The sequence below is a fragment of the Rhodococcus zopfii NBRC 100606 = JCM 9919 genome, from assembly GCF_001895025.1.
GTDB classification, from domain to species: Bacteria; Actinomycetota; Actinomycetes; order Mycobacteriales; family Mycobacteriaceae; genus Rhodococcus; species Rhodococcus zopfii.
Genome location: NZ_BCXI01000039.1, coordinates 67439 through 90968, shown reverse-complemented (window position 1 = coordinate 90968; position 23530 = coordinate 67439). Strand labels below are relative to the sequence as shown.

Sequence of the window (23530 nt, the reverse complement as noted above, 5' to 3'; positions counted from 1 at the left end):
CCACCTCCCATCCCGGCGGAACTGTCGCTGGAACGGCTGAAGTCTGCGGCTACCATCCTCCCGCTCGACCGGGAGCCGGAACGAGAGTCGGAAGTCCCGCATCCGAACGGGAAGCCCGGCCGGGACTCCACCGGTGCCGACCGAGGCTACGACGACTGCGCCGCCGCAGCCGGAACGGCCGCGCCCGGCGTCTGCGCAGGTCGGACCAAGCCGGAACGAACCCGTCCCGGTCAGGCCCCCAGGACCTTCGCCAGTCTCGGTGCGACGAGTTCACGCTGCCACGGCCGGGCGCCGCCGTCGGCGAACCGCATCGCGATGTAGTCGGTGACGTCGACACCGGACACCGGCGCCCAGTCCCAGCACAACCGTCGTACGAGTTCCGGACTGACCAGGTTCTCGACCGGAACCTGCACGACCTCGCTGAGCGCCGTCATCTCCGTCCGGGCAGCGGTCAGGCGAGCCGCAGCCTCCGGGTGATGACGCGACCACCGGTTAGCGGGCGGGGGACCGGTGAACGGCTGGGTGAGCGGCGGCAACTCCGACGTGGGCAGCGCGCGGGCGCGTTCGATCGCGGACAACCACACCCGTGACTGCCGGCGTTGCCGTGGCCCGCCGAACACCGGCAGCGCGCGCAGTTCCTCGGGGCCGCGCGGGATTGCCTCGGCGGCGGCGATGATCGCGGAATCGGGGAGTACCCGGCCGGGCGCGACGTCGCGGCGTGCCGCGATCTCGTCGCGGGTCGTCCACAGTTCCCGCACGATCGCGAGGCGCCGCGGATCCTTCAGGGTGTGGATCTTCGATGTGCGCCGCCACCGGTCCGGTTTCGGAGCCGGCGGCCCCGCCGACCGGACGTGCTCGAATTCCTCGGCAGCCCACTGCGACTTTCCCTGCCGCTCGAGTTCGGCGGCCATCGCCTCCCGCAGGTCGACGAGGATCTCGACGTCCAGTGCCGCGTAGTTGAGCCACGAGTCGGGCAGCGGCCGGGTCGACCAGTCGGCGGCCCCGTGGCCCTTACGCAACTCGAAACCGAGCATCCGCTCGACGATCGCGGCGAGCCCGACCCGCTCGAACCCGGCGAGGCGACCGGCAAGTTCGGTGTCGTACACCGAATCCGGTTGCAGTCCCAGCTCTGCCAGACACGGGAGATCCTGGTCCGCGGAGTGCAGAACCCATTCGAGTCCGTTGATGGCCTCGGCGAGCGGCGCGAGCGCACCGGCGGTGGGTATCGGGTCGATCAGCACCGTTCCGGATCCGGGACGCCGCAGCTGGATCAGGTAGGCACGCGACGAATAGCGGTAGCCGGAAGCACGTTCGGCGTCGACGGCCAGCGGCCCGGTTCCCGAGGAGAGCGCAGCCGCCGCGGCGTCGACCCCGCCCGCCGTGGTGATCACGTCCGGAACACCGTCGCGTGGGGTGAGCAGGGGAACGGGGGTCCGCACGGACTCGTTTTCTTCTGCTACCGACATGAAATGGACTCTAGACCGATTCGGGTCGGGGGAACGCCGCCACCGGGCCCGGTGGCGGCGCTCAGCGCTGCAGGCGCGCCACACCGACCGGTGGAAGACCCGCCGCGTAGGCGAGGACCTCGCAGAACGCCTCCACGTGCGGACCCAGCTCACCCGACAGCGGCGTCCACGACGCCCGCAATTCGAGTTGGTGCGCCCGCGCGGGTCCGGCGATGTCCCCGAACCGCACCGAACTCGTTGACGTCACGGTGCCGCCGAGCGCCGTCAACGGCTGTCCGTGCGCGTCGAGAGCGTCGACGAGCCAGCTCCATGCGACCTCCGGGAGCAGGGGATCGGCCGCCAGCATCGCGTCCACGTCCGCCTGGATGTAGGCCACCAGACGCATCGTGCCGTTCCAGGCCTCGTCGCCGGCGGGATCGTGCAACAGGATCAACCGGCCGAACGCGTCGCCTTCGGACTCCTCGGGCACCGGCCCGGCCTCGTCGTGCAGCACCTCGGCGCCCAGCGCAAAGCTGAACGGTGCGAGCCGTTGCGGTGGCCGGATCGGGCCGACCTCGATCTCCGGGCGCACCGTGGCCGCGTTCATCGCTTCGATCGCGGCGCGGAACTGGGCGGGTTCTGCGGGCGAGGTGGTCACGACAGCGGACGTTAGTGCCGGTGATGCAGAGCACGCGGGAGGCGCGCCGATTCCGGGGGCCGACGGCGGCGTGGCAGCATGGGCAGCATCCCGTGCCCGCCGTGGCGGGTACCGACCATGCTCCTGGAAGACGAGGATCGATGACCGGCCTGGAAGACACGAACGTCGGCTCTACCACCCCCGCGGAGTACCCGAGCCGCCGTCGGCTCGACACGGCCCCGTTGCTCGCCGCGGCGCGCGGCGCCGAGCCGACACACCGGCCCGTGTGGTTCATGCGCCAGGCAGGCAGGTCCTTGCCCGAGTACCGGGAGATCCGCGCAGGTATCGGCATGCTCGAATCCTGTTTCCGGCCCGAGCTGGTGTGCGAGATCACCTTGCAGCCGGTCCGTCGCCACAACGTCGACGCGGCGATCCTCTTCTCCGACATCGTCGTGCCCCTCAAAGCCGCCGGTATCGATCTCGACATCGTCGCCGGTACCGGCCCGGTCGTCGCGAACCCGATCCGATCGGCCGCGGACGTCGCCGCCCTGCCGGGCCTCGAAGCCGGGGAGGTCGGTGCCGTCGCGACCGCCGTGGGTCTGCTCACCCGCGAGCTCGGTGACACCCCGCTGATCGGGTTCGCCGGAGCGCCGTTCACCCTCGCCTCGTATCTCGTCGAGGGAGGACCGAGCCGCAACCACGAGCGCACCAAGGCGCTCATGCACTCCGATCCCACGACGTGGCACGCGCTGCTCGGCCGGCTGGCGGACATCACCATCGCGTTCCTGCAGGCACAGTTGCACGCCGGAGTCGACGCGATCCAGTTGTTCGATTCGTGGGCGGGAGCCCTCTCGCTCGCCGACTACCGCGAGTACGTGCTGCCGCACTCGCAGCGCGTACTCGCCGAGATCGAGGCGGCCGGGGTGCCGCGCATCCACTTCGGGGTCGGCACCGGTGAGCTGCTCGGCGCGATGGGCGAAGCCGGCGCCGACGTCGTGGGTGTCGACTGGCGGATTCCGCTCGACGTCGCCGCCGGGCGGGTGGGCCCGGGCAAGGGACTGCAGGGCAACCTGGATCCGGCGATCCTGTTCGCCGGGTGGGACGTCGTCGAACGCGAGGTGCGCCGGATCGCCGCCGAAGCGGATCGTGCCCGTGCTGCAGGCACCACCGGGCACATCTTCAACCTGGGCCACGGAGTGCTGCCGGACACCGACCCGGCGGTGCTGACCCGCGTCGTCGAGCTGGTGCATTCGCTGTGAGCACGCCGACCGTCGCAGTCGGGGGGCCGACCGTCGCTGTCATCGGCGGAGGTGTCACCGGCCTGGTGGCCGCCTACCGCCTGCGGACGACCCTCGGTTCCCGCGCCCGGATCGTCATCCTGGAACAGTCCGATCGGCTCGGCGGGAAATTGCGCACCGTCCCGCTCGCAGGTGGTCCCGTCGACGTGGGTGCGGAGGCGTTCATCGGCCGCCGCCCCGAGATGCCGGAGCTGCTCGAGGAGCTGGGCCTGACCGACCAGCTCGTGTACCCGGCCGGTGCACGACCGCTGATCTACGCCGGAGCCGAGCTGCACCCGATGCCGGTCGGCACCCTGATGGGCATTCCCGCCGCCGCGCAGACGCTGGCCGGGCTCGTCGACGCCGCCACCCTCGACCGGATCGCCGCGGAACCGAGCGTGCCGTTGCATTGGGAGCGCGGCGGAGACCTTTCCGTCGCCGAACTCGTCGGGACGCGGTTCGGTGAGCAGGTAGTGCGGCGCAGCGTCGATCCGCTACTCGGCGGGGTGTATTCGGGCCTGTCCGACACCGCCGGGGTGCGCGCGACCGTCCCCGCGCTCGCCGCGGCGCTCGACGACGGTGCGCCGAGCCTGAGCGAGGCCGTGCGCCGGGCGTTGCCGCCACCGTCGACCGCACCGGTCTTCGGGACGCTCCGCGACGGTTACGGCGTGCTGCTCGACGCACTCGAGCGGGCCGCCGCCGCCGAGATCCACCGCGAGACGCCCGCGTCGGCGCTGCGTCGCACCGGCCGACGATGGACCATCGACCCGATCGGGGAAGTCGACGGTGTCGTGCTCGCGGTGCCTGCCCCGCAGGCCGCTGCGCTGCTCGCAGACGCGGTACCCGCGGCGGCCGAGCACGCGGGACGGATTCCGCTCGCGTCCTCGGTGGTCGTCGCGCTCGCCCTGCCGCGGGATTCGGGGCTGCCCCACAATTCCGGGATCCTCGTCGCGACCGGTGAGGACCTGTCGGCGAAGGCGTTCACGCTGTCCAGCCGCAAATGGCCGCACCTGGCCGAACGGGACGTGGAACTTGCCCGCGCGTCGTTCGGTCGGTTCGGGGACGCCGAGCTCGTCGAGGCCGACGACGACCGGCTGATCGCACTGGCCCGGGCGGACCTCGAAACCGTCACGGGAGTGACCGCGGAACCGGTCGCCACGTTCGTGCAGCGCTGGCACGGCGGCCTGCCGCAATACCGCGCCGGGCACGACGCGGTCGTCGCCGCACTCGAGGCCGCGGTTGCCGACGTCGACGGCATCGAAGTGGCCGGTGCGATGCTGCACGGTGTCGGCGTGCCCGCCTGCGTCGATTCTGGAACAACGGCCGCGGCACGGCTGACAGCACGAGTGGCAGGATGAGGAACATGGCACGTCTCGATTTCGACAAGCTCAATTCGACCCTGCGCTACGCGATGTGGTCGGTGTTCCAGGTACGGCCGGGTGTCCTCGGGGACGACCGCGCCGAGGCGCTCGAGGACCTGCAGAAGTTCCTCGCCTCGTACGAGAACACCGACGTCGTCGTTCGTGGCATCTACGACATCGCCGGTCTGCGCGCCGACGCCGACTTCATGTTCTGGACGCATGCCGAGCGCATCGAGGATCTGCAGAAGTTCTACGCGGACTTCCGTCGCAGCACGATCGTCGGCCGGGCCAGCAACCCGGTGTGGTCGAACGTGGCCCTGCACCGCCCCGCAGAATTCAACAAGAGCCACGTTCCGGCGTTCATCGCGGGCGAGGATCCGGGCAACTACATCTGCGTGTACCCGTTCGTGCGGTCGTACGACTGGTATCTGCTGCCCGACGAGGACCGTCGCCGTATCCTCGCCGAGCACGGCAAGGCCGGCCGCGGCTACCCGGACGTGCGGGCGAACACGGTGCCGGCGTTCGCGCTCGGTGACTACGAGTGGATCCTCGCGTTCGAGGCCCCGGAGCTCGATCGGATCGTCGACCTCATGCGCGACCTGCGCGCGACCGAGGCCCGCTACCACGTGCGTCTCGAGATCCCGTTCTTCAGCGGCCCGCGTATCGACGCGGACCGGCTGATCAACGCGCTGCCCTGATGCGGATGCCGGAGCAGGAAACCGACCCGAATCGCGCGCGGTACTCACACATCTCGCCCGTGAGGTACTCACACATCTCACACTGGGGGATGTACGAGGCCGAGGCGAAGAACGGTGAGGTCGCCGCGGTGCATCCGTACCCGGGCGACACCGACCCGTCGCCGATTCTCGGCAATCTGCCCGGCTCGGTGCGGCACCGGTCCCGGATCACCGGCCCCGCGATACGGCGCGGCTGGCTCGAGAACGGACCGGGACCGAGCGGTGACCGTGGCAGCGACGAATTCGTCGCGGTGTCGTGGGACGAACTGACCGAACTGCTCGCCGGTGAACTGCGGCGCGTCGTCGACGTCCACGGCAACCGCGCGATCTTCGGCGGTTCCTACGGGTGGTCGTCGCCGGGGCGGTTCCATCACGCCCAGAGTCAGGTGCACCGGTTCCTGAAGATGCTCGGCGGTTACACCCGGTCCGTGCACAGTTATTCGCTCGGTGCGACCGGGGTGATCATGCCGCGTGTCGTCGGCACCCACTGGAAGCTGTTCGCGCGCTCCACGAACTGGGATGTCATCGCCCGCGAGACCGACCTGATGGTGTGCTTCGGCGGGGTGCCGCTGAAGAACACCGCGGTCAACGACGGTGGCACCAGCAACCATCCGACCCGCGACGCACTCGACCGGTTGCGGGCCCGCGGCGGGCGGGTCGTGTCGATCAGCCCGCTGCGCGACGATCTGCACGGCGACGCCGAATGGCTGGCCCCGCGTCCCGGCACCGACGTCGCGATCATGCTGGCCCTCGCGTACGTCCTCGCCACCGAGGGCCTCGCCGACCGCGGCTTTCTCGACCGCTACTGCACCGGCTACGACAAGTTCGAGGACTACCTGCTCGGGCGTACCGACGGGATTCCGAAGACCCCGGAATGGGCCGCGGAACTGTCCGGTCTGCCCGCAGGTACTCTCACCGGCCTCGCTCGCCGCATGGCCGCCGGCCGCACCCTGGTCACCGTCACGTGGTCGCTGCAGCGAGTCCGGCACGGCGAGCAGGCACCGTGGGCAGGGGTGACGCTCGCCGCGATGCTCGGCCAGATCGGCGTACCGGGCGGCGGATTCGGGCACGGCTACGGATCGATGAACGAACCCGGCCTGGCACCGGTGCCGTACCCGCTGCCGACCCTGTTCCAGGGGCAGAACCCGATCGATGAGGCGATCCCCGTCGCCGCGATCTCCGATCTGCTGCTGCGGCCGGGGGAGCAATACGACTTCGACGGACAACGCCGCACCTTCCCCGACATCCGGCTCGTGTACTGGGCCGGCGGGAACCCGTTCCATCACCACCAGGATCTCGGACGGTTGAAGCGGGCGCTGACGCGGCCCGACACCATCGTCGTGCACGACCCGTACTGGACGCCGATGGCCAAACACGCCGACATCGTCGTGCCGTCCACCACGTCGTTCGAACGCGAAGACCTCTCGTGTACCCGCAACGACCCGCTGCTCGTGGCGATGCACGCCGCGACGCCGCGGTACGCGCAGGCCCGCGACGACTACGACACGTTCGCTGCGCTCGCACACCGGCTGGGATTCGGTCCGCAGTTCACCGAGAACCGCACCGCACGTCAGTGGCTCGAGCACCTGTACGAGCAGTGGCGTGGATTCGTCCTCGCCGACGGCGGGGACGCCCCGGAGTTCGACGAGTTCTGGCATCGCGGTCACGTGCGGATGCGGACCGAGGACAACCTCACGCTGTTCCAGGACTTTCGCGAGGACCCGGAGACGTATCCGCTGCGCACCCCGAGCGGGCGTATCGAGATCTTCTCCGCCGACATCGACGGATTCGGCTACGACGACTGCGCAGGCCACCCCACCTGGTACGAACCGGAGGAATGGCTCGGCGGCTCGCGCGCGCAGCAGTTCCCGCTTCACCTGATCGCGAACCAGCCGCGCACCCGGCTGCACAGTCAGCTCGACCACGGCGCCACCAGCCAGGCGTCGAAGATCCGAGGGCGCGAACCGCTGCGGATGCACCCCGACGCGGCCGCGGCGCGCGGCATCGACGCCGGGGACATCGTGCGGGTGTTCAACGATCGCGGCGCGTGTCTGGCCGGTGTGGTGCTCGACGACGGGATGCTGCCTGGCATTGTGCAGCTGTCGACGGGTGCCTGGTACGACCCGCTCGATCCGTCGGACCCGGACTCGATGTGCGTGCACGGTAACCCGAACGTGCTGACCGCGGACGTCGGCACGTCGTCCCTGGCGCGCGGCTGCACCGGACAGCATGTACTGGTGCAGATCGAACTGTTCGACGGCGAACTGCCCCCGATCCGCGCATACGACCCACCGGTGGTCCGCACCCGCTGACCCTCCCGGTCATCGTCAGCGTTCGAGCGTTGCCTGGACCTCCCGCAACGTGCGGGCCGAGGCGCGCAGACCGGCACGCTCCTCGTCGGACATCGCCACGTCGAGCACCCGGGACGCGCCACGGCTGTCGACGACGGTCGGCAGCGACAGGCATACGCCGGACAACTCCTCGGGATCGGTCTGGAGCGTCGACACGGGCAGCACCCGGTGCTGGTCGCCCAGCACAGCCTCGACGATGCGGACCGTGGACAACCCGATCGCAAGATTGGTCGCGCCCTTGCCGCGGATGATCTCGTACGCGCTGTGCACCACCTGCGCGGAGATGTCCGCCCGGGTCGCCGCGTCGAACACGGTCCCGGAGGTGCCGTCGAGGGCTGGGCCCTGGAACTCCGCTGCCGGCACTCCGCCGATCGCCGCCCCGGACCACAACGTGATCTCCGAGTCGCCGTGTTCGCCGACGACGACGGCGTGCACGTTCTCCACCGCGACCCCGGCGCGTTCGGCGATCAGGAAACGCAGGCGTCCCGAATCCAGCACGGTGCCCGACCCGAAGATACGGCCGGGCGGGGCATCGGTCGCAGTGATCGCGGCGTGGGTGACGATGTCGACGGGATTGCTGACGAACAGGATCACCGCGTCCGGGGACCGCTCGAGCAGCGCCGGTGTCAGGACCTGCACCAGTGCGACGTTCGCCGCGGCGAGATCGAGTCGCGACTGCCCCGGCTTCTGTTTGGCGCCGGCGGTCACCACGATCATGTCCGATCCGGCGGTGACGGCGAGGTCGTCGCTGCCCTCGATCCGGCACGGCGGCGCGAACTGGGTGCCGTGGTTCAAGTCGAGGACCTCGGCGCGGACTTTGTCGGCATTCGTGTCGAACAACGCCAGTGACTCGGTCGAGCCGCGGATCAGGCACGCATACGCGATCGCGGTGCCCACAGCGCCCGCGCCGACGATCGAAACCTTCACCTTCGCTCTACCGACGGTGGGCTGGGTCGGTCCCACGGTGTGCTGGGTCGGTCGGACGACGGAATCCCCGGTCATGGCTCGATCTTCCCGGCCGCGGTCCGGTTCCGCACCCGGGAGCGCTCAGTTCGACGGGACCAGGCGCAGGCAGATCGAATTGATGCAGTACCGCTGATCGGTCGGTGTCGGGTAGCCCTCACCCTCGAACACGTGCCCGAGATGGCTGTGGCACGACGCGCAGAGCACCTCGACGCGGCGCATCCCCAGCGAATCGTCGGATCGAAGGATCACCGCGTCCGAATCGGCGGGGTCGAAGAACGACGGCCATCCGCAGTGCGAATGGAACTTCTCGCTGCTGCGGAACAACTCGGAGCCGCAGGCGCGGCACTCGTAGACCCCTTCGGTTTCGGTGTCGGTGTACTCGCCGACGAACGGGCGTTCGGTGCCCGCCCGGCGCAGCACCGCGAACTCCTCCGGGGAGAGCAGAGCGCGCCATTCTTCGTCGCTGCGTTCGACCTTCGGCGCGGGTTCCGGTCGGGGCGTGGAAGTCATGACGCCGAGGCTAGTCGCGGACAGCCGGTGCGGCCACGCGCTCCTCGGGTTCTTCCGGTTCTCCGGCGTCGTCCGGGACGTCGACGGGTGTCGTCGGCAGCAGGAATGCCGGTTCGATGCCCGATTCGAGCCGGCCTTCGCGGCGCGCGGCCAGGTATCGGTCGAGCAGCACCGCGAACGCGACGATGATGATCAACGACCATCCGAACGTCGTCTTCATGTACTCGGCGGCCCGGCCCATCTCCGGCCAGCGGCTCGAGAGCCAGCTGTCGTAACTGAGGAACCCGTACACGGCCAGCCACGCAGGCCAGTTGCGCATCACCGAGTTCCGCAGCACCACCGTCATCAGCAGCGGGAACAGCATCATCGAGTAGTACATCTGGCCGAGCGAGCCGAGCAGGAACGATGCGGTCAGCAGCAAGCCGGTCGCGGTGCCGACGAAGAACAGCTCGTCGTTGCGGCAGTAGCGGTACAGCAACCACAGCGACACCAGCACCATCACCATGAGAACTGCGCGGAGCCCCAGGATCAGCCAAGCCGGCAGCCCGTAGTACATGCCGTTGCCGACGATCGCACTGTTGAAGTAGTCGCGGGCCTCGAGGAGGTAAGGCGTCGTGTGTTCGACGAACTGCCACGCGTCGACGGACAGCGGCCAAGCGATCGCCATGAGAGCTGCCGGAACCGCCGCTGCCGTGACGAACACCTTCCACTGGCCTCGGACCAGCGGAAGGAACAGCAGCGGCGCAAGGATCGGTTTGACCGCGAACGTCAAGCCGATCGCAACGCCGGCCCACAGATCGCGACGCTTGAGCAGCAGCGTGAGGAAAGCGATCTCGCCGAGCAACACGAGACCGTTGATGTTGGTGAACACCAGCGTGTTCGTCACAGTTTCGGAGGAGAACGCACCGAGTACGAGAATCGGTGCGATCACCGAGTCGAGACCGTAGCCGAACATGCGCAGCAGCAGATACAACGCGACGAGGATCGCGATCGCGTTCGCGAGGATGAACAACCAACGGGAGCGTTCGGGATCGATCACGGCGATCGGCGAGATCAGCAGCGTGCCCGACGGCGGATACAGGTAGTGCGGATCGACCCACTGGAAGTTCGCGGTATACACGGGCTGCCGGTTGAGGAACGCCAGTGCCGCGTTGTACACGGGCGTGAAGTCGTCGGTCCGGAAGCCGTTGACCGCTTTGATCACCACACGGTGCAGCACCGTGAGCACGGCCAACGGCCAAACAACGCACTTGACCACCTCCACAGTGGTGCGGGCGGTGCGGGGCTCGAGACGACTGAGGAACACTACGGCACGGTACACCGGAGTGACCGATCGGCGATCGACCCGCCCCGACGAGCGGCCCCGCTCACGCCGGGCACAGGCTGCCGTTCGGCGGTAGTTCTCCGGTTTCCAGATAGGCCGCGACCCGGGCCTGCGCGCAGGTCGAGTGGAGGGTTGCCGAATAGCCGGCTCCCTGCCACGACACGACGGCCCATCGGGCGCCCACCGCGGTGAGCGCGCCGGTGGCGGATTCGAGCCCGCCGCTGCCGACGATCGGGTCGGCGGCAGCTCCGAGGACGAGGACCGGCACGTCCACACCGTCCGGCAGTGGCGGCGCCGGCATACTCGGCCACGCCGAACACGCCGTCAGCCCGGTTGCTGTGTCCGCGCCGAACAGCGGATAGCTCGCCCCCCAGGTCCGCTGCAGCTCCAGGGCACGGCTCGGGGTGGGCTGCCGCTGCGTGTCGCTGCACCGCGACACGAACTGGCCGGCGGAGGACAGCTGCGCTTCGGCGAGATCGACGAGCTCGAGCAGCGGCATCACGTCACCGTCGCGGGCGGCGGCCAGCGCATCGGACAGTTCGCGGACCCGGGACTGCAGATCGCCGCGGGGGCTGCCGAGGAAGCCGATCACCGCGGTCGCCAGCGCGTTCGAGGACAGCGGCGCGAGTTCGCCCTTCGCCGCCGTCGCGTGCAGTTCCTCGAGGACCGCACGAGGGGCGGTGCCGAGCGAGCACTTCAGTGCCACACACTGGCGGGCGAACGCATCGACCGCGGCTTCGGCGCCTCGCGCCCGGCTCTCCGCGAGGAGCTCGGCGTCGGCGGTGGCGGCGGCGGGGGAGTCGAGGATCAGCCGGCCCACATTGGCCGGATGTTCGGCGGCGTACGCCAGCGCGACGGTCGCGCCGTTCCCGACACCGAGCAGCCCGATCCGGTCCACGTTCCAGGCAAGGCGCAGTTGGTCGAGGTCGTCGGCGGCGTGCGCGGCCCCGAACATCAGCTCCTGTGGTTGCAGGTAGTCGGTGCATGCGATGGTGGCTTCGCGGCCGAGCTCCGCGACCCGGGCGGGCCCGTCGCCGCTACGGCCGAACTGGCCCAGATCGCCGAGCGCACGGAGATCGGCGGGAAAGACGCAATCGATGGGCTGCGACGCGCCGATACCGCGGCGGTCGACCGCGACGACCGGTCGTGTGGCGAGCACACCGGACATCGGACCCGTGGCGAGGGCGGCGAGTGCGCTACCGGACGACATGTCCGTTCCGGTGGTGAGCACGACCGGCGCGACATCGGCCGGGGTCTGCGGCACGCGCGCCCGCAGTATCCCGAGCGGGAACGTTCCCGGCACCGTCCCGGCCTCGTCGATGGGCGCGGTGATCTCGGAGCATTCGATAACCAGACCTGTCGGGCCTGCCGGCAGTTTCTGTGCCGCCAGGGTGTCCGCGGTGCAGTCGCGCCACGTCAGGTCCTCCCCGGGCACCGGGAGTTCGGGCGCGCCGGCACCCTCCTGCTCAAGCGTGGGAACTGCACCGTCATCGACGTCCTGAACCACCGCGACATCGGGTCGTGCCGAGGGTCCCGCCCCGCAGGCGGCGACCGTCCACGCGAGTGCGACGAGGGAGACCGCGAGCACACCGGTTCTGCGCATGCCGACAGCTTGCCAGGTCGCTGATGCCCGGGTGCGCACCGGTTTGCGCGGACATGCGCACCGCTATGACGCGTGCGCTCTCGTGAGGTGAAGATCACGTGACGTGGATGTGAAGTAGGTCGCAATCCGCGGTTGGTGTAGGTGTGGCCTCACTGCGCGCCTCTACCCTGGAGGAATGCAAGAACGTCTCGTCGATCGCAGTCCCGTGGTGCCGGCCGAACAATTGGTTGCACAGCTCGTGCCGCCCGCGATGTTCGACGAGGTGAGTTTCGCTTCCTACATCCCCGATCCGGACGAGCCGAGCCAGGCCGCCGCGGTGCGCGCCGCCGAGGCGTTTGCCGGCAAGGTCGGCAAGATCCGCGGCGGTAAGCGCGGCCTCTTCGGCCGCAAGGCGCCGTCCACCGGTGCCGGGCTGTACCTCGACGGTGGGTTCGGCGTCGGCAAGACCCACCTGCTCGCGTCGATCTTCCACAGCGCACCCTCACCCAAGGCGTTCGGCACGTTCGTCGAGCTGACGCACGTGGTCGGTGCCCTCGGCTTCAACAAGGCGGTCGAGGAGCTCTCCACCCACAGCGTCCTGTGCATCGACGAGTTCGAGCTGGACGATCCGGGTGACACGATGCTCGTCTCGCGTCTGCTGACCGAGCTATCCGCGCGCGGTGTGTCGATCGTGGCGACTTCCAACACGCTTCCCGGCCAGCTCGGTGAAGGCCGGTTCGCAGCACAGGATTTCCTGCGTGAGATCAAGAAGCTCTCGTCGATCTTCGAGACGCTGCGCGTCGACGGTCCGGACTACCGGCACCGCGATCTGCCGCCTGCGCCGGAACCGATCGCGGCGGAGGAACTGATCGAGCGCGCCGAACAGGTTCCCGGCTCCACGCTCGACGACTTCGACGAACTGTGTGCGCACCTGAGCACGCTGCACCCGTCGCGCTACGGCAAGCTCATCGAGGGTGTGACGGCCGTATTCCTCAACGGTGTGCATCCGGCTGAGGACCAGTCCGTCGCATTGCGTCTGGTGGTGCTCGCCGACCGTCTGTACGACGCGAGCATCCCGGTCACCGTGGCCGGCGCGAAGCTCGACGAGATCTTCACCCCCGAGATGCTGGCCGGCGGCTACCGCAAGAAGTACCTGCGCGCGACGTCGCGTCTGCTGGCGCTGTCGCGCTTCGAGGTCGCCGCCAGCTAGGCGGTTGATTTCTCGACTCTCTGTGTCCGCCGACCCCGCGCCCCGGTGCGGGGCCGTGACCGGATCTCACAGTTCGCGCTGCATGACGTAGTCCTGGTGGGTCTGTGTACCCACCAGGAATGTGCGCGTGCCGACCGTCCGGAATCCCTGCTTGGTGTAGAAGCGCTGGGCGCGTTCGTTCTCCTGGTTCACACCGAGCCACAGTCCCGCCCGGCCCCTTTCGGCGGCGCGCTCGACGATCGCGGCCATCAGCGCCGCCGACACGCCGGTACCGTGGCGGCCGGGAAGCACGTACAGCTTGCTGATCTCCACAGCCGGTGTCACCGTGATCATCGCTGCGATCCGAGGATCGGTCGGAGGCGCATCGATCGCCATGAGATAGCCGACGATCTCGCCGCCGATGCTTGCCTTCAGCACGATCCGCGTCGGATCGGTCAGGTACTCACCGAATCGCTCCGCCGAAAGTGTCCGAGCGATGAACGCGGCGATGTCGTCCCGGTTCGCTCCGGGCGGGCACGCGAGCGGAAACGTGGTGGCGGCGACGTCGGCGAGTGTCTCGGTGTCCCAGATGCCGGCTTGGGCGACGGAGACGGCGGACTCTTCGACTGAGGGCGTGGACATGAATCCAGTAGACCACCCGGTCCGGCGTCGGCAGTCGGTGCCTCGATCCACCCCGGAAGTCGATCCACTCCGGAAATGGCTGAACCCCAGCCTTGGATGGGGGGTCATGGCTGGGGTTCATTTACCATCGGGGGGGATGGCACCATCGACGATACATGAGGGGTTCCTCAGGTTCCACTTCCCGCGGTCACGTTTACATCACGTATCGCTGAGATCACCGGTTGCCTTTCACCCGCCGACGCTCTACTGTGGCTTCCCATGAAGCGCGTACTCGTAGTTCACCGCCGTAGCGGGGTCTGATTCGGACCGACCCCTCGCTGCGGGTCGTTGAGCTACCTGTCGGTCCTCCCTTCTCGTGGAAGACCTCCTTCGATGAACGCCTTCACCTCCTTCGCTTCCGATCGCCGTCCCGCCGCCACCCGACCTTTCGGCTTCTGCACCGACGCGGATCGGCTCTCCTCGCTCGACCCCTTCGCCGCCCGATACGGTCGCGTCTTGCCGCTCGCGCTGCGCGCCGAGGCCGCCGGCATGTCGTGGGCCGATTTCACGGCGACCTACGCGCCGCAGGACGGTCCGTTGCGTCTGGGGGGCTGGAGCACCACCGTGCTGGCCGGCGGCCTGTGCGCCTATGAGGCCAGGTTCGCGCTCGGCGGGACCGTCCACAGCAGCGCCGCCGTGGCGACCGGGCCGGTGTCGGCTATGACCGGAATGATCCACGAGCTGGGATTCCGTCTCGAGATTCGTTCGTTCCACCGACAGGACATGGGCGATACTCACGCGACGTTCCTGCTGTGCGAGTCCGACGACGAGCGAAGTGGTTGGGTGATGGGGCTGGGCGCCACGGCCGCAGAGTCGACGTTGCGGGCCATGACCGCGGGAATCAACCGCCTGTACGGCACGCGCTGATCCAGCAGTGCCGGAGGCAGCCGCGCGGCTGCCTCCGGTTCGGCGGTTGTGTGCCGGTCGCGGAACTGCCGAACGACGAAGACCCCCTTCGGTTGAAGGGGGTCTTCGCCGTATTCTGGTGCGCGATACTGGGATTGAACCAGTGACCTCTTCCGTGTCAGGGAAGCGCTCTCCCGCTGAGCTAATCGCGCCGGCTCGAATACGCCGGTTGTGGAGCGGATGACGGGATTCGAACCCGCGACCCTCACCTTGGCAAGGTGATGCGCTACCAGCTGCGCTACATCCGCATGCACGTGATTTTCAACCGATCGACCCACGTGCAGGTCGATCGTGGTGCGCGATACTGGGATTGAACCAGTGACCTCTTCCGTGTCAGGGAAGCGCTCTCCCGCTGAGCTAATCGCGCGAGGTGGAGACGGGAATCGAACCCGTGTGCACGGCTTTGCAGGCCGTTGCCTCACCACTCGGCCACTCCACCGTAAAAGGTCGAGTCCAACCTCTCGAGCGGATGACGGGATTCGAACCCGCGACCCTCACCTTGGCAAGGTGATGCGCTACCAGCTGCGCTACATCCGCATTCGCACCGTTCGGCGTTGTGCTCTCCGTGGTGCGGTTGAGAACATTAGTCGACCATCGTCGAAACGCACAAATCAGCAGGTAAACGGCCATAAATGGCTACATGAACCAGCGCAGTCGCGGCGCTCGCGCACCGAATCCTCGGCGGTGGGCGTTGCCCTCGGGCCGAACCTCGGTTTCCGCCGGCGGAAACCGAGGTGGGATGTTCGGCCGCGCGGTTCCGGCGCCTGGATTGCTCACGCGCGTTGCTCGCGCGCGTGAGCGTGGGCTCGGTCCCGGGTAGCGGGAGGCGCGGGTGGTCTCGCCGTTCGTTCGGAATCGCTGTTTGACCTGCTGATTCGTCTTCACTCGGTAGTCGTGTTAGTGTTCCTTCTCGTTCGAGCCGCTGCGAAGCGGCAAGGTCCCGTGGCTCAGTGGAAGAGCGTCCCGTTCACACCGGGGAGGTCGCTGGTTCGATCCCAGCCGGGACCACAACAATCGCATGATCACGAAAGCACCCTGATGGGGTGCTTTTTTCGTATGCGCTCGTCCCCGTGCAGCGTTCCCGCCGCTCTGTTCCGGGTGGGTTCGACGGGGATAATGGGGCTGGCGTGGCGGGTGTGACCTGCGCAACCTCACCTGATGGTGCGACTGATGGCAGGATCGTTCTCACCGCGAGGAGGATGGGGCTGAGATGAGTGTCGCCGACAATCAATGGCCGGCCGTGGGGGCGACGGGCGCCCGATTCGGCACTGCCGGCCGACGACGTCGGACGTACATTCCGAAACACGCCGCCGCATCCGTCCCGGAAATCGGCGACGAAGCGCCGAATGTCGATGATGAGCCTGTAGCGGACGACCTGGCCGAACGGCATCCTGTGGAAGCGGTGGGGGCCATGCTCCCCAGGGCGTCCGAGAATTTCGTGGGGGACAAGAAAATGGATCAGGAAGCGCCGTCGTTCGTGCGCCCGTTCGTGCGGAGTCAGGGGCGCACCAGGGCTGAAGTGGATCTTCCGCTCGAAGCGCTGGTTTCGACATCGGCGATGGTCGCGACGTCCGAGCACACCGGGTCGCTGCCGGGACTCGAGGAGCACCGCGTCGTGCTCGGGCTGTGCTCGCAACCGCGCTCGATCATGGAGGTAGCGGCACTGGCCGGTATTCCACTGGGCGTCGCGCGGGTGCTCGTCGGCGATCTGGCGGCCTCGGGTGAGCTCACTGTGCACCGGACCGTTGATCGGATCGGCCCCGGCGCGGACCTGCTCCGACGGGTTCTGACCGGACTCAACGAGCTCTGACGGCGGCCCGCGCCGTCGCTACCGTGCCGATAGCGGTGCCACCGGACCGTGCCGATAGCATGGTGAGGTTGCCGACGCGCGCATCCGCGCGACCGGCCACCGTCCATCGTCAGGCATCGAGCCGGAGGAGTTCACCACAGTGACCACGCCCGCATCCGCGAAACCAGCCACGCTCGTCCGGGTGCCCGCGGGAACCACTGCCGGCGCCGCCGTGCGCGAGGCCGGACTGCCGGTGAAGGGACCCGACACGATCGTCGTCGTCCGTGACTCCGACGGTGCCCTGCGTGACCTGTCGTGGACGCCCGACCGGGACGTCGAGGTGGAGGCTGTCGCCGCCGATACCGAGGACGGCCGCAGCGTCATCCGACACTCCGCAGCACACGTTCTTGCCCAGGCCGTGCAGCAGGAATTCCCCGATGCCAAGCTCGGCATCGGCCCGCCGATCAAGGACGGCTTCTACTACGACTTCCAGGTCGAGCGCCCCTTCACCCCGGAGGATCTCGCGAAGCTCGAGAAGCGGATGAAGAAGATCGTCAAGGACGCGCAGCGCTTCTCCCGCCGCGTCGTCGAGAACCTCGAGGACGCCCGCGAGGAACTGAAGAACGAACCGTTCAAACTGGAACTGATCGACGACAAATCCGGGATCGACGACCCCGAGATCATGGAGGTCGGCGGCGCCGAGCTCACCATCTACGACAACCTGAACCCGCGCACGGGTGAGGTCGTGTGGAAGGACCTGTGCCGCGGACCGCACCTGCCGACGACGAAGTTCATCTCCGCGTTCAAGCTGACCCGCAGCTCCGCCGCGTACTGGCGCGGCGACCAGGACAACGCCGGCCTGCAGCGCGTCTACGGCACCGCTTGGGAGTCCGGGGAGGCGCTGGACCGGCACCTCGAGCTGCTCGCCGAGGCCGAACGCCGTGACCACCGCAAGCTCGGCGTCGAACTCGATCTGTTCTCCTTCCCCGACGAACTCGGCTCGGGCCTGCCGGTGTTCCATCCCAAGGGCGGCATCATCCGTCAGGAGATGGAGAACTACTCCCGGGAGCGCCACGTGCAGGCGGGTTACGACTTCGTCAACACCCCGCACATCACCAAGGGCCACCTCTACGAGGTGTCCGGTCACCTCGACTGGTATCGCGACGGCATGTTCCCCGCGATGCACATCGACGAGGAACTCAACGAGGACGGCACGATCCGCAAGCCGGGCCAGGACTACTACCTCAAGCCCATGAACTGCCCGATGCACGACCTCATCTTCCGTTCGCGCGGCCGGTCGTACCGGGAGCTGCCGCTGCGGATGTTCGAATTCGGCTCCGTCTACCGCTACGAAAAGTCCGGCGTCGTGCACGGCCTGACCCGCGTGCGCGGCATGACGCAGGACGACGCGCACATCTTCTGCACGCCGGAGCAGATGCGCGACGAGCTGACCACGGTCCTGAACTTCATTCTCGATCTGCTCCAGGACTACGGCCTCGACGACTACTACCTGGAGTTGTCGACGAAGAACCCGAAGAAGTTCGTCGGCAGCGACGAGCTGTGGGAGACGGCCACCGAGACGCTGCGCGAGGTCGCCGAGGCGTCCGGTCTGCACCTGGTCCCGGACCCGGGCGGCGCCGCGTTCTACGGTCCGAAGATCTCCGTCCAGGTCACCGACGCGCTCGGCCGCAACTGGCAGATGTCGACGATCCAGCTCGACTTCAACCTGCCCGAGCGGTTCGAGCTGGAATACACCGGGGCCGACGGCGCCAAGCACCGCCCCGTCATGATCCACCGTGCGCTGTTCGGTTCGATCGAACGGTTCTTCGGTGTGCTCACCGAGCACTACGCGGGTGCGTTCCCGGCGTGGCTGTCGCCGGTGCAGGTCGTCGGGATCCCGGTCGCCGAGAACTTCGCCGACCATCTGCTCGACGTCGCGCGGCAGCTGAAGGCCGAAGGCATCCGCGCCGAGGTCGACCTCAGTGACGACCGCATGCAGAAGAAGATCCGCAACCACACCACCCAGAAGGTGCCGTTCATGCTGCTCGCCGGCGAGCGGGACGTCGAGGCCGGTGCGGTGAGCTTCCGGTTCCGCGACGGCACCCAGGTCAACGGTGTACCGGTGGCCGAGGCCGTGCGCATCGTCGTCGACTGGGTCCGGCGCCGGGAGAACGCGTCGCCGTCCGCCGCGCTCATCACGCCCGACGGCGGGGAGCTCGGGTCGTGACCGGCGACCGGGTCGGCGGCCCCGCCGAGGCCGACGCGCTCGTCGACCGGGGGGTCGGCGAATCCGACCATCTGCAGCGGTTGTGGTCGCCGCACCGCATGTCGTACATCACCGAATCGCCTCGGGCGGAGGACGGTCCGTACGAGCCGTTCACCGACATCCCGAAGATGACCGACGAGGAGGGGCTCGTCGTCGCGCGCGGCGAGTTCGTCTATGCGGTGCTCAACCTGTACCCGTACAACCCGGGGCACCTGATGGTGGTGCCGTATCGGCGGGTCGCGAACCTCGAGGATCTGACGCTCGAGGAGAGCGCCGAGCTGATGGCGTTCGCGCAGCGCGCGCTGAAGGTCATCAAGAGGGTGTCGCGACCCCACGGCTTCAATGTCGGCCTCAATCTCGGTGCGGCAGCGGGAGGTTCGCTTTCCGAGCACCTGCACCTGCACGTGGTTCCGCGGTGGGGCGGCGACGCCAACTTCATCACGGTCCTCGGGGGATCGAAGGTGATGGTGCAGTTGCTGCGCGACACGCGGGCACTGTTGGCCACCGCATGGGACGAGTGACCTCGTTCACCCGTGAACGCGGCCCACGTGGGTTCGGCGTGCGCAGTGAACGGACGGCAGGGGGTCGTGGCAGGATCGAGTCCCGAACGGGACGAACAGACCGGGAAACGGGGGTCGCGAGATGCTGAGCTTCTTCGGGCGCGCATCGGTGTCGAAGGTCACCGCGCCGCTCGGCAGGGCACTGATCCGCACCGGCCTGACCCCCGACGCGGTGACGTTGATCGGCACGGTCGCGACGATCGCCGCCGCCCTGACACTGTTCCCGATGGGACAGCTGTTCTGGGGCGCGATGGTGATCTGGCTGTTCGTGATGTTCGACATGCTCGACGGGGCCATGGCCAGGGCCCGCGGCGGGGGAACCCGGTTCGGCGCGGTTCTCGACGCCACCTGCGACCGCGTCGCCGACGGCGCGATCTTCGCGGGCCTGGCGTGGTGGGCGGTCTACGACGAACAGAGCCGCCCGTTGTTCGTCGCCACGCTGATCTGCCTCGTGTTGTCGCAGGTCATCTCGTATGCGAAAGCGCGGGCGGAGGCGAGCGGTCTGTCCGCCGACGGCGGCCTGATCGAGCGACCCGACCGGCTGGTCATCGTGCTCGTCGGGGCCGGCTTGACCGGTCTCGGCATCGGCGGGGCCATCCACGTCGCGATGTGGCTCCTCGTGGTCGGTTCCGTGATCACCGTTTTTCAGCGGGTCCTCGCCGTGCGCCGGTCACCCGGTGCCCGGGAATTGCTGCCGATGTCACCGGCACCGGCTCCCGGTACCGACGGCGAGGTCGCATGACGTCCGCCGAGCGCCTGGCCGACCTCGGCTACGGCGCCGGATGGCGGCTCGTGCGCGCGCTGCCGGAGCCGGTCGCGCGAGCCCTGTTCGACGCCGGCGCCGACATCGCGGCGCGTCGACGTGGGGGACCGGAGCAGCTGCGGCGCAACCTCGCCCGCGTGCTCGGCGTCGCCCCCGAGCACGTGCCCGACGACCTGATCCGCCGGTCGGTGCGGTCGTACGCGCGGTACTGGCGCGAGGCGTTCCGGTTGCCGTCGATGGACCTCGACGCGACCGCGGCCGCCGTCGACTCGTCGATCGACGGACGCGAACACATCGAAAAGGCGCTGGCCGCCGGTCGCGGCGCGATCCTTGCGCTGCCGCACAGCGGCAACTGGGACATGGCCGGGGTCTGGTGCGCACGCACCTACGGGCAGTTCTCGACGGTCGCGGAGCGGCTGCGGCCCGAATCGCTGTACCAGCGTTTCGTCGATTATCGGGAGCATCTCGGGTTCGAGGTGTTTCCGCTTTCGGGGGGTGAGAGCCCGCCGTTCGTCGAACTCTCCGCCCGACTGCGTGACAATCGGATCGTGTGTCTGCTCGGCGAGCGCGACCTGGCCCGCAAGGGTGTACCGGTCACGTTCTTCGGCGAGCCCACCCGGATGCCGGCCGGTCCCGCGAAGCTCGCCATCGAGACCGGTGCCGCGCTGTTGCCGGTGCACTGCTGGTTCACCGACGACGGCTGGGGGTTCCAGGTACATCCGGAGGTCGATGTGGCCGGCGGACTCGCGGATGCCACCCAGGCGCTCGCAAACCGGTTCGCCGCCGATATCGCCGCCCACCCGGAAGACTGGCACATGCTGCAGCCGCTGTGGCTCGACGACCTGTCGGCCGAGCGTCGCGCCCGAATGGAGGCGTAGTTGAGGATCGGCATGGTCTGCCCGTATTCGTTCGACGTACCGGGCGGGGTACAAGCACACGTCGTCGATCTGGCCCAGGTGCTGATCGAACGAGGCCACAAGGTCAGCGTGCTCGCGCCGGCCTCCGAGGACACGGTGTTACCGCCGTTCGTGGTGTCCGCCGGCCGGGCTGTCGCTATCCCGTACAACGGTTCGGTGGCGCGGCTCAGCTTCGGGCCGGTGTCCTACGCCCGGGTGCGGCGCTGGATCAACGACAACGACTTCGACGTCTTGCACATCCACGAGCCGAACGCGCCGAGCCTGTCGATGCTGGCGATGAAGATCGCCGAGGGCCCGATCGTCGCGACGTTTCACACCTCGACGACGAAATCGCTCGTGCTCAGCACGTTCCAAGGGGTGCTGCAGCCGTATCTGGAGAAGATCAGCGGCCGAATCGCGGTGTCGGAGTTGGCGCGCCGCTGGCAGGTGACCTCGCTGGGCGGTGACGCCGTGGAGATCCCCAACGGCGTCGACGTGCCGTTCTTCGCGCACGCCCCGCTGTTGCCCGGCTATCCGCGGGCCGGTCGGACGGTGCTGTTCCTGGGCCGCTACGACGAACCCCGCAAGGGCATGGAGGTGCTGCTCGGCGCGCTGCCGACGCTCGTCGAGCAGTATCCCGATCTCGAGGTGCTCGTCGTCGGTCGCGGCGACGAGGACAAGCTCCGCAAGGAGGCCGGACGTCATGCCCGGCACCTTCGGCTGCTCGGGCAGGTCAGCGATTCCGAGAAGGCGTCGGCGATGCGCAGCGCCGACGTGTACTGCGCCCCGAACCTCGGTGGGGAGAGTTTCGGGATCGTGCTGGTCGAGGCGATGGCAGCCGGGACCGCGGTCGTCGCCAGTGAACTCGACGCGTTCCGGCGGGTGCTGCGCGACGGTCGCGCGGGCGTACTGGTTCCGGTCGGAGACTCCGACGCCCTCGCCGCGGGCATCCTGGGGGTTCTCGACAACGACGTCCGTCGCGCGGATCTGGTCGCCGAGGCTTCGTCGGTGGTCGGAACCTACGACTGGCCGGTGGTCGCCGAGCAGATCCTGCGGGTGTACGAGACGGTGACGGTCGGGGCCGGACGGGTCAGGGAGGTCCGCTCGTGACACTCAGTGCGATGACGATCCTGGTCCTCGCCGTGATCATGGCGGTCGTCGCCGGGGTCGGTCTGTGGGCCTACACGACCGCGAACCGGCTCGATCGGCTTCACGTGCGCTCGGACCTGTCGTGGCAGGCGCTGGATGCGGCGCTGGCGCGGCGGGCCGTCGTGGTGCGTAGCATCGCCGCGTCGGTTCCGTCCGGGGACGGCAAACGGCTCGCCACGCTCGCCGATCGTGCCGAACGCTCGGACCGGGAGCACCGGGAGGCCACCGAGAACGCGCTGTCGTCGATGCTCACGACGATCGACAGCGGACGGCTGCGACCCCAGCTGGTCGCCGAGCTGGCCGACGCGGAGGCCCGCGTCATGATCGCCCGGCGGTTCCACAACGATGCGGTTCGCGACACCCTGGCGCTGCGCACCCGGCGTCCGGTGCGGTGGCTGCACCTCGGCGGCACCGCGCCGCTGCCGACGTTCTTCGAGATCGCCGAACGCGCCGATGCGTCCGCGCAGTCCTCACAGGTGCCGGACGAGACCCGCACTTCGGCGCGGGTCGTGCTGTTCGACGAGGAGGGCCGGGTGCTGTTGCTGCGCGGAAACGATCCGACCACTCCGGACGTGCACTTCTGGTTCACCGTCGGCGGCGTCGTCGAAGTGGGGGAGTCGCTGCGTGCTGCTGCGGTACGGGAGCTGAAGGAGGAAACCGGTCTGGTCACCGAGCCGGATCGGCTCACCGGTCCGATGTGGCGTCGCGTCGCGGTGTTCCCGTTCAACGGTGAGGTGATCCGCTCGGAGGAGCTGTTCTTCGCGTTGCAGGCGCCGGTGTTCGTGGCCGGCGACGCGGGCTTCACCGATCTCGAGCGCGCAATGGGGCTCGAGCATCGCTGGTTCACCGCCGACGAGATCCGGGGGTTGCAGCAGCGCGGCGAACCGGTGTATCCGCAGGACCTGCCGGAGCTGCTCGGCGAGGCCCGGGACGTCGCCGTGCGGCGCACCGAACCGGAGGTTCGCGCGATTCGGTGACCGGAGGTTCGCGCGATTCGGTGACCGGACGGTCGCGTCGGGGTGACGCGGCCCACAAGGCCAGGTCCCCGCGACTGGCTATCGGTGACCGGCCGGGTGCGGTCATAGGCTCTTCTCGCCACGGAACCCGTCGAGGACCAGGTGTCTCCGGTGGCTTCAGATTT

20 protein-coding genes and 6 tRNA genes are annotated in these 23530 nt (G+C 68.7%); 14 read left to right on the top strand and 12 right to left on the bottom strand.

Annotated features, from left to right (window positions below; all coding sequences use genetic code 11):
• Nucleotides 1–230: 230 nt before the first annotated feature.
• Entirely contained in the window at nt 231–1466 is a 1236-nt protein-coding gene (locus tag RZ1_RS22615) for an HRDC domain-containing protein (RefSeq protein WP_072814754.1), read from the bottom strand.
• Nucleotides 1467–1527: 61 nt separating this feature from the next.
• Nucleotides 1528–2103: a DUF3000 domain-containing protein gene (locus tag RZ1_RS22610; RefSeq protein ID WP_072814753.1), complete on the bottom strand. Its 576-nt coding sequence runs from the start codon at nt 2101–2103 to the stop codon at nt 1528–1530.
• Between the two features lie 140 nt (nt 2104–2243).
• Here RZ1_RS22610 and hemE point away from each other — a divergent pair, with 140 nt between their 5' ends.
• From hemE to RZ1_RS22590, 4 genes are read left to right on the top strand one after another with little or no spacing between them, the layout of a single operon-like run.
• Nucleotides 2244–3341 carry a uroporphyrinogen decarboxylase gene (gene hemE / locus RZ1_RS22605; protein ID WP_072814752.1) on the top strand — a complete coding sequence of 366 codons (1098 nt, stop codon included), beginning with the start codon at nt 2244–2246 and terminating at the stop codon, nt 3339–3341.
• Nucleotides 3338–4717: a protoporphyrinogen oxidase gene (locus tag RZ1_RS22600; protein ID WP_072814751.1), complete on the top strand. Its 1380-nt coding sequence runs from the start codon at nt 3338–3340 to the stop codon at nt 4715–4717. The genes hemE and RZ1_RS22600 overlap by 4 nt, the downstream gene beginning before the upstream one ends.
• 5 nt (nt 4718–4722) lie before the next feature.
• Nucleotides 4723–5418 (top strand): hydrogen peroxide-dependent heme synthase, encoded by a 696-nt coding sequence (gene hemQ / locus RZ1_RS22595; RefSeq protein WP_072814750.1) that lies wholly within the window; start codon nt 4723–4725, stop codon nt 5416–5418.
• A gap of 5 nt (nt 5419–5423) precedes the next feature.
• Nucleotides 5424–7769, top strand: a complete 2346-nt coding sequence (locus RZ1_RS22590) for a molybdopterin-dependent oxidoreductase (RefSeq protein ID WP_083583853.1) — start codon at nt 5424–5426, stop codon at nt 7767–7769.
• 15 nt (nt 7770–7784) lie between these two features.
• Here RZ1_RS22590 and RZ1_RS22585 read toward each other — a convergent pair whose 3' ends face one another.
• The 4 genes from RZ1_RS22585 to RZ1_RS22570 form a co-directional block, all read right to left on the bottom strand.
• Nucleotides 7785–8810, bottom strand: coding sequence for an L-lactate dehydrogenase (locus RZ1_RS22585; protein WP_072814749.1), 1026 nt, complete (start codon nt 8808–8810; stop codon nt 7785–7787).
• A 45-nt stretch (nt 8811–8855) separates the two neighbouring features.
• Nucleotides 8856–9284 (bottom strand): peptide-methionine (R)-S-oxide reductase MsrB, encoded by a 429-nt coding sequence (gene msrB / locus RZ1_RS22580; protein WP_072814748.1) that lies wholly within the window; start codon nt 9282–9284, stop codon nt 8856–8858.
• A 10-nt stretch (nt 9285–9294) separates the two neighbouring features.
• Nucleotides 9295–10590 (bottom strand): glycosyltransferase family 87 protein, encoded by a 1296-nt coding sequence (locus RZ1_RS22575; protein WP_371304924.1) that lies wholly within the window; start codon nt 10588–10590, stop codon nt 9295–9297.
• 61 nt (nt 10591–10651) lie between these two features.
• Nucleotides 10652–12211: an alpha/beta hydrolase gene (locus RZ1_RS22570; protein WP_139281940.1), complete on the bottom strand. Its 1560-nt coding sequence runs from the start codon at nt 12209–12211 to the stop codon at nt 10652–10654.
• Nucleotides 12212–12386: 175 nt separating this feature from the next.
• Here RZ1_RS22570 and zapE point away from each other — a divergent pair, with 175 nt between their 5' ends.
• The gene (gene zapE, locus RZ1_RS22565) at nt 12387–13400 is read left to right on the top strand and encodes a cell division protein ZapE (RefSeq protein WP_072814746.1); all 1014 of its coding nucleotides are present in this window, start codon (nt 12387–12389) and stop codon (nt 13398–13400) included.
• A 66-nt stretch (nt 13401–13466) separates the two neighbouring features.
• Here zapE and RZ1_RS22560 read toward each other — a convergent pair whose 3' ends face one another.
• A complete protein-coding gene (locus RZ1_RS22560; protein ID WP_072814745.1) occupies nt 13467–14021 on the bottom strand; it encodes a GNAT family N-acetyltransferase in 555 nt (184 codons plus the stop codon).
• A 372-nt stretch (nt 14022–14393) separates the two neighbouring features.
• On the opposite strand from RZ1_RS22560, the gene RZ1_RS22555 reads away from it, so the two are divergent.
• On the top strand, nt 14394–14927 hold the full coding sequence (locus RZ1_RS22555) for a 2-isopropylmalate synthase (RefSeq protein WP_072814744.1): 534 nt from the start codon (nt 14394–14396) through the stop codon (nt 14925–14927).
• Between the two features lie 116 nt (nt 14928–15043).
• On the opposite strand, the gene RZ1_RS22550 is transcribed toward RZ1_RS22555, so the two are convergent.
• The 5 genes from RZ1_RS22550 to RZ1_RS22530 form a co-directional block, all read right to left on the bottom strand.
• A tRNA-Val gene (locus RZ1_RS22550) sits at nt 15044–15118 on the bottom strand.
• Nucleotides 15119–15138: 20 nt separating this feature from the next.
• Nucleotides 15139–15214, bottom strand: a tRNA-Gly gene (locus RZ1_RS22545).
• 44 nt (nt 15215–15258) lie between these two features.
• Nucleotides 15259–15333 (bottom strand) — tRNA-Val (locus RZ1_RS22540).
• 1 nt (nt 15334) lies between these two features.
• Nucleotides 15335–15405, bottom strand: a tRNA-Cys gene (locus RZ1_RS22535).
• A gap of 25 nt (nt 15406–15430) precedes the next feature.
• Nucleotides 15431–15503: transfer RNA gene (locus RZ1_RS22530), tRNA-Gly, on the bottom strand.
• A gap of 399 nt (nt 15504–15902) precedes the next feature.
• Between RZ1_RS22530 and RZ1_RS22525 the strand changes: the two genes are divergently transcribed.
• The 8 genes from RZ1_RS22525 to RZ1_RS22490 all read left to right on the top strand — a co-directional run bounded on the left by RZ1_RS22525 (nt 15903) and on the right by RZ1_RS22490 (nt 23366).
• Nucleotides 15903–15974 (top strand) — tRNA-Val (locus RZ1_RS22525).
• 202 nt (nt 15975–16176) lie between these two features.
• Nucleotides 16177–16776: a DUF742 domain-containing protein gene (locus RZ1_RS31900; protein ID WP_072814743.1), complete on the top strand. Its 600-nt coding sequence runs from the start codon at nt 16177–16179 to the stop codon at nt 16774–16776.
• 139 nt (nt 16777–16915) lie between these two features.
• On the top strand, nt 16916–18982 hold the full coding sequence (thrS, locus tag RZ1_RS22515; protein ID WP_072814742.1) for a threonine--tRNA ligase: 2067 nt from the start codon (nt 16916–16918) through the stop codon (nt 18980–18982).
• On the top strand, nt 18979–19542 hold the full coding sequence (locus tag RZ1_RS22510; RefSeq protein WP_072814741.1) for an ATP adenylyltransferase: 564 nt from the start codon (nt 18979–18981) through the stop codon (nt 19540–19542). The genes thrS and RZ1_RS22510 overlap by 4 nt, the downstream gene beginning before the upstream one ends.
• 121 nt (nt 19543–19663) lie before the next feature.
• Nucleotides 19664–20323 (top strand): phosphatidylinositol phosphate synthase, encoded by a 660-nt coding sequence (gene pgsA, locus RZ1_RS22505; RefSeq protein WP_072814740.1) that lies wholly within the window; start codon nt 19664–19666, stop codon nt 20321–20323.
• Complete coding sequence (locus RZ1_RS22500; protein WP_072814739.1) at nt 20320–21222, top strand: phosphatidylinositol mannoside acyltransferase; 903 nt, start codon at nt 20320–20322, stop codon at nt 21220–21222. The genes pgsA and RZ1_RS22500 overlap by 4 nt, the downstream gene beginning before the upstream one ends.
• Nucleotides 21223–22350 carry a glycosyltransferase family 4 protein gene (locus RZ1_RS22495; RefSeq protein WP_072814738.1) on the top strand — a complete coding sequence of 376 codons (1128 nt, stop codon included), beginning with the start codon at nt 21223–21225 and terminating at the stop codon, nt 22348–22350.
• Entirely contained in the window at nt 22347–23366 is a 1020-nt protein-coding gene (locus RZ1_RS22490) for an NUDIX hydrolase (RefSeq protein WP_072814737.1), read from the top strand. The genes RZ1_RS22495 and RZ1_RS22490 overlap by 4 nt, the downstream gene beginning before the upstream one ends.
• Nucleotides 23367–23530: the final 164 nt, after the last annotated feature.